The organism is Wolbachia endosymbiont of Drosophila ananassae (assembly GCF_008033215.1).
Classification (GTDB): domain Bacteria; phylum Pseudomonadota; class Alphaproteobacteria; order Rickettsiales; family Anaplasmataceae; genus Wolbachia; species Wolbachia pipientis.
In genome coordinates, this window is the sequence record NZ_CP042904.1 from 1,216,328 (window position 1) to 1,229,066 (window position 12,739).

General features: G+C 36.1%; 7 protein-coding genes and 2 pseudogenes. 5 read left to right on the forward strand and 4 right to left on the reverse strand.

All coding sequences use genetic code 11. The features are described 5' to 3' along the window. Positions 1 to 147: 147 nt before the first annotated feature. The 4 genes and pseudogenes from EA652_RS05900 to EA652_RS05915 form a co-directional block, all read left to right on the forward strand. A pseudogene (locus EA652_RS05900) lies at positions 148 to 819 on the forward strand (lysostaphin resistance A-like protein); the annotation flags it as partial. A gap of 155 nt (positions 820 to 974) precedes the next feature. After that, on the forward strand, positions 975 to 2,252 hold the full coding sequence (murA, locus tag EA652_RS05905) for a UDP-N-acetylglucosamine 1-carboxyvinyltransferase (RefSeq protein ID WP_007549225.1): 1,278 nt from the start codon (positions 975 to 977) through the stop codon (positions 2,250 to 2,252). Positions 2,253 to 2,261: 9 nt separating this feature from the next. Beyond that, positions 2,262 to 3,116, forward strand: coding sequence for an FAD-dependent thymidylate synthase (thyX, locus tag EA652_RS05910; protein ID WP_012673379.1), 855 nt, complete (start codon positions 2,262 to 2,264; stop codon positions 3,114 to 3,116). 99 nt (positions 3,117 to 3,215) lie between these two features. Beyond that, positions 3,216 to 4,075 (forward strand): annotated as a pseudogene (locus EA652_RS05915) (IS630 family transposase). Positions 4,076 to 4,130: 55 nt separating this feature from the next. Here EA652_RS05915 and EA652_RS05920 read toward each other — a convergent pair. Next, positions 4,131 to 4,963, reverse strand: a protein-coding gene (locus tag EA652_RS05920) for an IS5-like element ISWpi1 family transposase (RefSeq protein WP_094189578.1) whose coding sequence is annotated in 2 segments (ribosomal slippage) — positions 4,131 to 4,594 and positions 4,594 to 4,963 — 834 coding nt in all. Because the reading frame shifts where the segments join, the coding sequence is not laid out codon by codon here. Positions 4,964 to 5,059: 96 nt separating this feature from the next. Then, positions 5,060 to 6,844, reverse strand: a complete 1,785-nt coding sequence (locus EA652_RS05925; RefSeq protein ID WP_012673380.1) for a hypothetical protein — start codon at positions 6,842 to 6,844, stop codon at positions 5,060 to 5,062. Between the two features lie 144 nt (positions 6,845 to 6,988). Between EA652_RS05925 and priA the strand changes: the two genes are divergently transcribed. Next, positions 6,989 to 9,331, forward strand: coding sequence for a replication restart helicase PriA (priA, locus tag EA652_RS05930; protein WP_007548482.1), 2,343 nt, complete (start codon positions 6,989 to 6,991; stop codon positions 9,329 to 9,331). Positions 9,332 to 9,340: 9 nt separating this feature from the next. Here priA and petA read toward each other — a convergent pair whose 3' ends face one another. Next, positions 9,341 to 9,940: a ubiquinol-cytochrome c reductase iron-sulfur subunit gene (gene petA / locus EA652_RS05935; RefSeq protein ID WP_012673381.1), complete on the reverse strand. Its 600-nt coding sequence runs from the start codon at positions 9,938 to 9,940 to the stop codon at positions 9,341 to 9,343. 86 nt (positions 9,941 to 10,026) lie between these two features. After that, positions 10,027 to 12,735, reverse strand: coding sequence for a DNA gyrase subunit A (gene gyrA / locus EA652_RS05940; RefSeq protein ID WP_012673382.1), 2,709 nt, complete (start codon positions 12,733 to 12,735; stop codon positions 10,027 to 10,029). Positions 12,736 to 12,739 lie beyond the last annotated feature (4 nt).

The following is a 12,739-nucleotide window of genomic DNA, read 5'->3' on the forward strand; positions in this document are numbered from 1 at the left end:
CATTTAGGCCTTTCTACGATACCGTCCAGCCTCTACTTTTGAGAAGGGAACTCTTTTCTTTTCTACAGATTTTATATCTAAGGAATCTTCCAGAGTTCTTCCCTTCTCCACCTAATGCTTAAGCTTAAAAACACTAGATGCTTTTTTCAAGATACAAGGGATCTTTTTAAACTTAGTTCGCCAAAAAACTGTCTATTAGGGTTTATACTTATTCTGGTAAGTATGCTAATTTCCAATGGTCTTTTGTCAATTTACTGCGGTTTTTCATTTTTCCGAGAGTCTTTTACGTTAGACCGTGTAAAGGATTTGAGTGCAGTTTTGAGTCCATTAGTGATGTTATTTGTTTTATTATCAACCTTTGTGATGTGGATCATTATGTCTCTTGGTGAAGAGATCGGTTGGCGTGGCTATCTTTTGAAAAATCTTAAAAGCAAAATATCAAATTTTTATATCAGAGCAATTATTGTCGGTATTATTTGGTCAGTATGGCACATACCAACTTATGTGGTTGCTGGCTCAGCTTTGTGGAAGGATGGCTTTACATTCCCGACTATTTGTGCTTATACCCTTTATATTTGTGCAATGTCTATAATGTTTACCTGGTTGTTTGAAAAAGACAACTCGATTTGGCCAGTAACTATTGCTCATGCAACAAATAATCTTGTGTATAGTGTTTTGAGCATTCTAATGCCGTCTCCTCCTCTGTCAACTTTCGATGCAGTAATTCGCCTTACATTAGGAGCAGCTGGTTATTTCATTGTTGCAATTGGTGTTATTTGGTTTGATAAAGCTCGAGAGCGTCATTTGAGTAATTCATAGTATAAAATTTCGGGGGCAATTCGCATCAGGTGTCATGCAGGTAGCATGACACTGGGATGATGAGGAAGAAAAAGCAAATTTTGCCTTTTACGGTCAATCTATTATACTTAGTAAGACTTCAATAAACTAATGAATTATACTTTATATCTAATTAAATGCACAAGATATTAATAAGAAATAACTACAAACCTTTGGTCGGAAAAATCAAGATTAATGGCTCAAAAAATGCTGTTTTACCAATAATGGCAGCAAGTCTATTAAGTAGCTCCCCGGTAATTTTGCATAATGTGCCTGATTTAATTGATGTGCATCTAATGTCTAAGTTGCTTGAAAGTCTTGGAGCAGAAGTGAACTTTATGCACAATAAAAATTATAAAGCGAACCATACTTTGAAAATTGACTGCAGCAATATCAACAATCACGTGATGCCATATAAAACCGCAAGTAAGCTAAGAACTTCTTTTCTAATATTGGGTCCAATGCTTAGCAGATTTGGCAAAGCGAGAACAGCATTTCCTGGTGGATGCAACATTGGAAAGCGTCCCGTTGATATGCATATTAAAGCATTAGAAGAAATGGGAGCTAAAATTGAAATTGACGGCTATAATATAATTGCAACAGTGAAAGGAAAGCTACAAGGAAAAGAAATCACATTTGAGAAAATAAGTGTTGGCGCAACAGAAAATGTAATAATGGCAGCAACATTTGCAGAAGGAGTGACAACAATAAACAATGCTGCAACTGAGCCGGAAGTTCTTGATTTAATAGATTTTCTGAAGAAAATGGGTGCTGATATTGAAATTGATAATACAAAGGTCGTAATAACAGGAGTTGAAGCACTAAATGGATGTGTTCATAAAATAATACCAGATCGCATAGAAGCAGGCACCTATGCACTAGCTGCTATAATAACCGGTGGTAAGTTGGAGTTGGAAGGAATAAATCTATCTGATATAAGGTGTATTACAAATGAGTTGGAGACTATAGGAGCTATGGTTGAACTGTATGATGGAGGCATTGTTATTTCCAGAAAAAATGGCTCTATTAAGTCTGCTAACGTTGCGACAGATCCATATCCCAATTTTCCCAGTGATATGCAACCACAACTGATGTCTGCAATGTGCATCGCTGATGGGATATCAGTAATTGAAGAGAACATTTTTGAAAACAGATTTACACATGCAGATGAATTGAGAAAGTTAGGTGCTAATATCAGCATCGAGAAAAGCAAAGCTACTATAAGTGGAATAAAAAGCTTATCTGGAGCTAATCTATATGCTACTGACTTAAGATCAACAGCAGCTTTGGTGCTTGCTTCTTTGGTAGCCGGTGGAGAAACTATAATAAACAATTCACATCATTTATGGAGAGGATATGAAGCAATGCATGAAAAACTCAATTCATGTGGAGCTGATATCTCCATTTCGTCTTGAGGATATTTTATGAATGAAGCAACCAAACGAACTATAGTAAAAGAAATAGATGCAATCTTATATGAAGAACATAAGGTATTAGACCATGGATTTATTCGAGTAGTGGATTATATGGGCTCTGATAGCGCTATAGTTCAAGCTGCTCGTGTTTCTTATGGCAAGGGAACAAAACAGATAAGTCAGGATGAAGCACTTATAAAGTATTTAATGAGACATCATCATACAACTCCATTTGAAATGTGTGAAATTAAGTTTCACGTGAAACTTCCAATTTTTGTTGCAAGGCAATGGATAAGGCATAGAACTGCAAATGTGAATGAATATTCAGCAAGGTATTCAATACTTGATGATGAATTTTATACACCTAAACCAGAACAAGTTGCAAAACAATCTGACAATAATAAACAAGGTAGCGGGGAAGCTTTTGATCCAGATACCTCAAAGGAAATAATAGATTCTCTAACAAATGACTCTAATTTAGTATATTCTCATTATGAAAAATTTATTGAGCAGGGGCTTGCAAGAGAAATTGCCAGAACTAACCTAATGCTTAATTACTACACGCAATTTTATTGGAAAATAGATCTGCATAATCTCCTTCATTTTTTGAAGCTTAGAGCTGATAAGCATGCCCAATATGAAATCAGAGTTTATGCAGAAGTTATGCTGGATATAATAAAAAAATGGGTTCCACTGGCCTACAATGCCTTTGTTGAATATTGCCTAGAATCAGCCTGTATTTCAAGAACTGGTCTAGAAATAATTCGCAAATTAATTAAAGGGGAAAACGTTACTAGAAAAGAAAGTAATATTGGTAAAAGAGAATGGGGCGAGCTGATGTCTATACTTGATAAACAATCTTAAAGATAAAGGCATACGTGTCAATCTCCTCTGTCAGTTATAGCTCTTTCCATAAAAGTCCGGATGTGATAGGATAAGGGTAGATGATGATAAGGAGGTTGAATGCCAGCAGCATATAGTTATGATTTAAGAAAAAAAGCAATGGAAGCGCTAGACGAAGGAGAAAGCAGAGAAACAGTGGCAGCAAGATTTAAGATTGGACGAACTACTTTATGGGAGTGGCAGCAAAGAAGAAAAGAAACAGGAGACTTTCAATCAAAAAAACTTGGAAATGGGGGTTACAATCACAAAATTACCGACTGGGATACCTTTGCCAAATTTGCCAGAGAACACGGAGGAAAGACTCTATCGGAAATGGCTAAACTTTGGAACAACGTTAGTATCCAAACGATCTATCGAGCCCTTAAAAAAATTGGATTTACGCGCAAAAAAAGACATATGGATACAAGGAAAGAAACGAAGAAAAACGTGCTGAATTTTTGAAAATTATAGCGACAAAAGAACCTAAAAACTTAGTGTATATAGATGAGTCTGGCATTGATAACACCGAAGACTACCCCTACGGATATTGCCAGAAAGGACAGCGGTTTTATGCCTTAAAATCTGGAAAGAAAACTCAACGAATCAGTATGGTTGCAGCCTTAAGTGGAAGAAAGATAGTTGTTCCGTTAACCTTTGAAGGCCACTGTAATATGGATGTTTTTAATGGATGGTTTGAGCAATTTTTGACACCGATCTTGGAACCTGGACAGACTGTCATTCTTGACAATGCTACTTTTCATAAGTCTGATAAGATTATCGAGCTTGCTAAAGGGGTTGGTGCAGAAATTTTGTATCTGCCGCCTTATTCTCCAGATTTCAACAAAATTGAGCATCATTGATTTGCTATAAAAAACAGAGCCAGGAAAAACATTCCTCTATTCGAATCCTTTCGTCGTGCTGTTGATTCTGCCTTCCTATGACCTGTTCGGACTATTATAAGAAATGCTATAAGAGGTTGTCCGGAAACTAGTAAATTCAAGCATATTCCCTCTTTAACATAACCCTACTCATAGCTAGGTATATGAAATTCTCAGTGGATGTTGTGAGTAAATCATACTCCTTCGATAGCCTTCTATTCCTATTAACCCAAGCAAAAGTCCTTTCTACAACCCATCTTCTTGGCTGTACTTTAAACCCTTGTTCTCTTGTTGGTAGTAGCTCAGGTGGCGTATCTTTGTGCACCCAAAATCTACATGGAGGCCTTTTAACAATTTCAATATCTATGTCATATTCTTCCTTTATGTGATTCTTTAAATTTCTTCCTTGGTATCCCATGTCAGCCCACATTTTTTTAACTTTAGTATATTTTGTTCTCATATTGTTTAATGCTATTTTAATACCATCTCTATCATTTTCGTTAGCAGCGCCTACGTAACAACCTAGTATAAAACCCTGAGTGTCTGTAATTATATGCCTTTTTCTACCCTTTACTTTTTTACTTCCATCATAGCCTTTGATCCCCCCTTTTCTGTAGTCTTTACAGATTGACTATCTACTATACAGGCACTCGGCTGCTCATTCCTTCCTATTTTTCTTCTACTATATTTTGTAATTTCATAATTCATTTTCTCAAAAATTCCCTGCTTCTTCCATTGCCTGAACTGCTCATACACAGTCTTCCATAGCGGAAAATCATTTGGTAAATACCGCCATTGACACCCTGTACGCAATACATAGAAAATTGCTTCTAATATTTCTCTTTTGCTATACTTTGGCGGCCTTCCTCCTTTCTTGTATGATACTCTGAAGTGTTTTTCTATTCTTGCCCATTCCCTTTCGCTTAGATCTGTTGGATACTTTTTTCTCATCTTTACCCCGTACTAAAATTTCAGATATTATAGCCTTTTACTTGTTTCCGGACAACCTCTAACTCTCGTTCACCAGATTGAATCTTGCTTTTTACATCACATTAACTCATCACTTTTATAGAACATCTCATTAAAATCATTTAGAGTTCCAAAATCCTGACCCTTGATAAACAGGTGATCATTAGCAACATGTGCTTCATCAAGAGTAAACAGCTCGTAATGATGATTGTGAGCGGGCCTAACAATTTCATTATATAAAACCATTACTTGTTCGTAGTTATATCCATCGCCAGCATGATATTTACCACGTACGGTATCATAAAAATTCTTTACATCATCATATGTCACTTGCAGCTCCACCTTATACTTTCCCACTTCAAGAGAACTTCCTGTCTTTATTTTTAAGGGATGTTGTGAATTTGCAACACTGTTAGAAGTTTCTGCTTCAATATCAGAATTTTTATCCATATTTTCTATCACACTTGCCATAACAGTTTCTTGTTCATCTTCTGTTGGTTTTGTTTGTTTTTCAGTCTTATTACTGCTACTGTCAGTTTCCACAGTTACTTTTTTTACTTCTATATCTTTTTGAGCTTTCTCATTACTTTGCTTGTGTATTTCATCTCCATGCAATTTTTCCTGCAGAGCTTTTTTCGTATCAGCATAATCATCACGATTGCTTTGCAAAGCTGGTTTATAACTGCTGCTATCATCCGCTTGCATTTGATCTATATAGTTAGATTCTTCTTCCTGTATAGTATTTTTTGCGTTATCCTCACCAACCGTTCCTTTCTCCCCAGACTTGGCTTCACTCTCTACCACAACTTCTTCGTCTACTTGCTCATCATCAATTGTAAATTCAGTACCTATCTGATTGCTATCTTCCTCCAATTCATTAGATAATTTTTCAGATAGCTGGTCACCACTCAAATATGGTTCCTTTGAATATTTAGCATAATTATGGGGATCGGTTCTGTTTTCTGAATAAAACCCACTTTCAAAGTCTGAGTAGGAGCTTTGATTGAGCACAAAAAATAAGTTTTCATAATTAACCAGCATATCACTATCAGGGCTAACAAAATTTAAATATTCATCGCCTTCCCATTCTGGGTGGTGTCTATACTCTGCTATGTAGTATTTACTAGAGTCGAGAGGTATCTTGTCACCTTCTTCCCCATCAAGTTGTAAAACTACTGCTGAATGCCCATTACCTAAATCATTACCTTTTACCACTTTGAATATTTTAATCTCATCCTTTTCTACAAGTTCTTTTAACTCCTCGTTCTTTTCATTTAACTCTTCCTCCCTTTGTCTTTCTGCTTCTCTTTCTCTTGCCAATCTTTCTGCTTCTTCATCAGCTTTCTTCTGCAGTTGTGAGAATACATTTTGTAATATATCTTGTGTGGTTAAGCTATTTGTGTTGCTTAAAAAATTATCTAACACATTTGATGCAATTGGTGACAATTCACCGTGATCATCAAATACTTTTTCCTTTGCTTTATTATAGTGATTTGGGTTATAGATTGCATACAGAGGATAAAAACCATAATCTGCAATTGACGCTCCGTCAGGTGATAGTTCCATTGAGAATCCATAGTAATTAAGTGGAAGATTGGAGGTTAAATATTTACCGTTATCATCCCTAACGTGTAGCTCACTTCTACCATTGTGCTCACTATATTTGTTGTAGTAGATATAAAAATTCTCATGGTTAAGATTGAAGTGATCATCTAGATTATCGAATTGAATTGTACTGCCAAGCTTCTCCCGCAAAAGATTTTTGCTTTCATCTGTAAGCTTTATATGTGCAGAAAAGTAGTATCGATCTATAGGTTCGCCTTTTTCTATTTCAAAGTTCAAAGTAATCTTGTCGTTGACCATTGGTAGCCTCCACAAATTCTATAAATCATTTTATTTATCAATCATACGGTCTGTAATATGAAAAATGTGTTAAACGTTAAGATTTTCTCTGTACCGATTCATCTATATTGCCAGGCTTAATAAAGTTACAAGCTCTTTAAAACAATGTTAAACTCAATCACTATGGCAAAAACAGTTGACGTATTACTATCACTTCCAATTGATCAGTTATTTTCATATGCAATTGAGGAAAATACTGAGATTTTACTTGGAGATTACGTAGTGGTGCCATTTGGCAAAAAACGCTTAATCGGAATAGTTTGGAAATACAGTGATAAAAGTAACCGAGAATTAAAATTTATTGAGCAAAAAATCGATTTACCAAATATTAGACCAAAATTGATTGCATTTGCAGAGTGGGTTGCACAATACAATTTAATACCTATTGGTATGCTTGCCAAAGTGATAATGGGAGGAGTGTTAAAAGTAAATCACATAGATAAATTGGTTTGTGTTGAACAAAAGCAGGAAACAAGTGAAATAAGTTGCCAATTAAGCCCTGAACAGCAGATAGCTAGTGATAAAATAATAAGCAATTTGAACGAGTATTCAGTGACTTTGCTTGACGGTGAGACAGGATCTGGAAAAACCGAAGTTTATCTCTCTGTGATTGCACAATTGATTAAGAATTACACTGCCGTTCCAAATGCTGCTCAGACTTTACCATCCCAGTGCCCAGAGACACAACTGTACGAACATTGTAATTTGGGTCTACCAAGAGGGTGTTATCCGAGTAGCCTGACACTGGGATCCAGTTTTTCATATAACCTCATTACAAATGTTTATTTTAACTTAAAACCAATACCTAATTTACAATCAAAATTCCTGGATTCCAGTGTCAAGCACTGGAATGACACCTTTATACTCAAGGCAAAACCCACTGTAACATTTAGCATACCGTCTTTGCCACGTACTAGTATGACACCAGAATATGTTGAAATGACATCAGGAGAAGGTAATACACAAATTTTAATCCTCCTACCTGAAATTGTTTTAACTTCACAATTGGTAAATCGTGTTCGCGGTCAGATATCAAAAAACTTAGTTGAATGGCACTCAGGGCTCACTCCAAAAACTCGCCGGAATAATTGGCTCAATATAGCAAATGGAAATGCGCAGATAATTATTGGTGCACGGTCAGCGCTTTTTTTGCCTTATAAAAACCTAAAATTGATTATCGTTGATGAAGAGCACGACTCATCTTTTAAACAAGAACAGGGAATTATATATAATGCTCGAGATATGGCGATAATCTTAGCCAAATTTGAAAATATTCCGATTATTTTATCATCAGCTACTCCACTGCTTGAAACGATTCATCATGTTAAAAACGGGAATTACAATCATGTAAAGCTAACTAAGCGATTTGGTGGTGCAGAATTGCCACTCATTAAAGTAGTAGATATGAGGAACAACAAGCAATGGATCTCCTCTGAGCTTTTTGAAAGCATCAAACAAACCATAGAGAAAAAACAGCAGGTTATGCTTTTTCTAAACCGCAGAGGGTATGCACAACTGGCAATTTGTAAAAAGTGTGGATATAAAATTTCCTGCTTAAATTGTGCTGTTTGGCTTACATATCACAAGAAAAAAAATGCTCTTTTGTGCCACCACTGCTCTTATCAATTGAAACTTCCAGAAAAATGCTCTAATTGCCAAAGTGAACAGCCATTGTCCCTCTACGGCATAGGAATTGAAAGGTTACTTGAAGAAATGGTGAAATTAATACCAAACGCAAAAACTGCGATGATAAGCAGCGATCAGAAGTCGGTTAGTAACATCATTGATTTAGTGTTAAAGGAAGAGGTGAACATTATAATCGGCACACAGATAATTGCTAAGGGGCACAATTTTCCCAAATTAACTTTGGTTGGAGTAATAAATGCAGATTTGAGCCTCGAAAATTCTGATTTAAGAGCAGCGGAAAAGACGTATCAATTATTGCACCAAGTTGCAGGCAGATCAGGAAGGTTTAATGAAAAAGGAATGGTAATAGTGCAAACTAATAATCCTGAAAGTTCAATAATAAAAGCATTGCTGCATCAAAAAAGAGACTCATTTTATGAAATCGAACTTAAGTCAAGACGTGAAGCCAAAATGCCACCATTTAGCAGATTAATAGCGCTTATCATTTGTGGTAAGAATCGGATTGCAACACAAAAAGCAGCGAATGAAATAGTAAAATCTCTTCTTTGTCATCCAAGTAGCTCAACTACTTGTATCCAGGAAAAAAATGTCAGTGCAGACAAAAAGGAATTTGAAATTCTTGGCCCATCACCAGCAGCAATAAATTTTTTAAATAATAAGTATCGGTATAGGGTATTATTAAAAATACACAATAAACACAGTTTATCTATACAAAAAAAGCTGAAATATTGGATTAAAAATTGTAACTTGAATTCGAGTATTGCAGTGATAATAGATGTTGATCCTGTGAGTTTTTTTTAACGAGTTCCGTTAAGCCTTCTTGCCAATTACTACAACATTCTCACTGGGAAAAAAATAGTCAGGTACAACCATATTTTTTGGTGCAGGACCCCCAATCACTCGGCCTGATGTGTCATAATATGAACCGTGGCAAGGACAGAACCAACCATTACCATCTCTTGTAGCGTGGTCAACCGGTACACACCCAAGATGTGTACATATTCCGATCATGATTAACCATTCGTCTTTTCCTTCGTATACTCTCTGCTCATCTAATTGAGGATCCCTCAAGCTCTTCACATTCACAGCTCTTGCAGCCTCAATTTCTTGCTTTGTGCGTCTACGAATGAATACTGGTTTACCTTGCCACTTTACTTTTACTCCGTGTCCTTCCTGAATTCCAGACAAATTCACTTCCACTGTGGAAGTTGCTAGAACTTCAGCAGAAGGATTCATAGATTTAACCAGTGGCCAAAGCCCACTTACAGCTCCTATACCTGCCATAGCGCATGTAGTTAATGTTATAAAATCTCTCCTACTCTTATTTTTAGTAAGATCTTTAACGGGAGGTGTTTTTTTATCCTCTTTGTTTGCCAGTGGTTTTTTATTTTTAGTCAATTTTTTGTCCATTGATCTTTACTCAGCCATAAGTATATATTTTAAATTAAATACTGCGTATTAATCAACAAAAACTTGCGCTTTTTGTTTAATCTGTACTACAGTTGAGAAGAGATAGAGTTTTCAACTTCAGAAATACTATCTTCAGTGGAATCAGGATCTTCAATTTTCGCTACTGACACCACTTTTTCTCTACTCTCTGTTTTAAACAGAGTGACTCCTTGAGTGCTACGTCCTGCAATTCTGATATCATTTACTGAAATACGAATTAACTTTCCTTTATCTGTAATAAGCATTATATTATCACCCTGCTCAACTGGAAAACTAGCAACAACATTACCGTTTCTGCTAGTAGTAAGAATATTGGTGATACCAACACCACCCCTGTTAGTTATTCTATACTCATACGCAGAAGTTCTTTTACCAAAGCCATTTTCGGTAATAGTTAATATAAACTCCTCATTCACTGCAAGTTTTAAGAATAATTCGTTATCTATTCCTAAATCATTCAAAGTCTTTTCCAATTTAGAATCAATGGAGTTATTAATTGCAGTTCCCAGTCTTTTTGCAAGTGGAACTTTTAAGTAAAGTTCTTTTGTTTCTGTTGCTACACCTATCCCATTTAATATGGTCATGGATATCACGCTGTCATTCTTTGCAAGTTTGATACCTCTTACGCCATCTGAATTGCGACTCTTAAATTGACGCACATCACTTACAACAAATCTGATACTTTTGCCGAATCTTGTTGAAAGAAAAACATGATCAATTTCATTGCATACTTTAACCGATATTAATTTGTCTCCTTCATCGAGCTTTATTGCTATTTTTCCATTGCTTGGAATATAGTGAAAGTCCGCTAAAGAGTTACGCCTTATGTTTCCATAGGCAGTAGTAAAAACTATGTTTTGATTTTCGTCATTTTCACTTGGTAACGGCATGATATTAGTTATAGTTTCACCTTCAGCAAGAGGGAATATATTAACAAGCGCTCTTCCACGTGCAGTTGGCTCTGCAAGAGGTAACTTATAAACTTTTAATCTATAAACTCGACCAATGTTAGAGAAGAACAAAACGCTAGTGTGAGTATTTGTCACAAATAATTCTGTAATTACGTCTTCTTCTTTTAATCCCTGTCCTAGCTTTCCTTTTCCACCACGACGCTGAGTTCTGTAGTGAGAAAGCTTCACACGCTTGATATAACCATTCATAGTTACGGTTATCACCATATCCTCTTGTGGAATTAGATCTTCAGCTTCAATGTCCGTATCTGATTCCTCTATTGAAGTTTTTCGCGGCACAGCAAATCTGTTCTTTATTTCTTGTAGATTGTTTTTTATTTCTTTCATCAACTTCTCTCCTGAGCCAAGAAAAGCGATATATTCTTTTATCAGGTTGATCATTGAACTTAGCTCAGCTTCTAATTTGTCTTTTTCAAGGCCTGTTAAACGCTGCAGTTTCATATCAAGGATAGCCTTAATTTGTAGCTCAGTTAATCTATACACTCCATCTTTCAAAAAGCTTGCGCTATCTGAAATCAACTCGATAATAGTGTTGATTTCATTCGAAGTTTTCCATTCTTTATTTAAAAGTTCTCTACTTGCTTCCGCAGGATCTTTTGCACCGCGGATGATTTTTATCACTTCATCTATGCTGAGGACCGCAATGTAGAGCCCTATATATATATGAGCTTTTTCTCTCGTTTTTCTTAGACGAAATTCTGTTCTCCTGATTAATACTTCTTTTCTAAAATCAATAAAGGCCTCTATGATTTCTTTTAATGACATCAAAGCAGGCCTGTTGTTATTGAGCACTAAAGTGTTAACACTAAAACTACTTCTTAGTGGAGTTAGCCCCAATATTTGATTAAGTATAAAACTTGCCTCAGCATTTCTTCTGAGGTCAATTACTACTCTAATACCAGACTTATCGGACTCATCCCTAATTTCTGTTATACCATCAATTCTTTTTTCTTTTACAAGCTCACCTATCTTCTCAATTAATTTTACTTTATTTACTTGGTAAGGTATTTCATCAATCACTATTGCTTGCCTATCTTGTGGCAGATCTTCTATGTGAGTCTTGCCTTGCACAACAATTGATCCACGACCTGTGGCAAACGCTGATCTTATTCCAGACCTGCCAAGAATTGTTCCCCCAGTTGGGAAATCCGGCCCTGGCATCACTTCAAGTAACTCATCCAAAGTCACTTCAGGATTATCTACATATAACATACAAGCATCTATTATTTCTCCAAGATTATGAGAAGGAATATTGGTTGCCATACCAACTGCAACACCACTTGCACCGTTTACCAATAGATTCGGAAACTCTGCAGGCAACACAACAGGCTCTGTTTCATTTCCATCGTAGTTTGGCCTAAAATCAACTGTATCTTCATCAATATCATTCAGTAAAAAGTGCGACACTTTTTGAAGTCTTGCTTCTGTGTATCGCATTGAAGCTGGTGGATCTCCATCTATCGAACCAAAGTTACCTTGCCCATCAATAAGTGGTAAAAGAAGAGAAAAATCTTGGGCCATCCTAACCAAGGAATCATAAATAGCTGCATCACCATGTGGGTGATATTTCCCCATTACATCCCCAACTATACGAGCCGCTTTTTTATATGGCTTACCGGCATCGAATCCAGCTCTCGACATTGCATATAATATACGCCTATGAACAGGTTTAAATCCATCCCGCACGTCAGGTATAGCCCTGCTTATGATAACGCTCATTGCGTAGGAAAGATAAGAATCTTCCAGCTCTTTTACTATTGAGATTGGTACTATATTATCCTGCATTTTC

Excerpts from the sequence above, each read along its gene's own strand:
- priA (WP_007548482.1), top strand. The coding sequence starts at position 6,989 with ATGTTAAACTCAATCACTATGGCAAAAACAGTTGACGTATTACTATCA.
- gyrA (WP_012673382.1), bottom strand. The coding sequence starts at position 12,735 with ATGCAGGATAATATAGTACCAATCTCAATAGTAAAAGAGCTGGAAGAT.
- petA (WP_012673381.1), bottom strand. The coding sequence starts at position 9,940 with ATGGACAAAAAATTGACTAAAAATAAAAAACCACTGGCAAACAAAGAG.
- murA (WP_007549225.1), top strand. The coding sequence starts at position 975 with ATGCACAAGATATTAATAAGAAATAACTACAAACCTTTGGTCGGAAAA.
- thyX (WP_012673379.1), top strand. The coding sequence starts at position 2,262 with ATGAATGAAGCAACCAAACGAACTATAGTAAAAGAAATAGATGCAATC.
- EA652_RS05925 (WP_012673380.1), bottom strand. The coding sequence starts at position 6,844 with ATGGTCAACGACAAGATTACTTTGAACTTTGAAATAGAAAAAGGCGAA.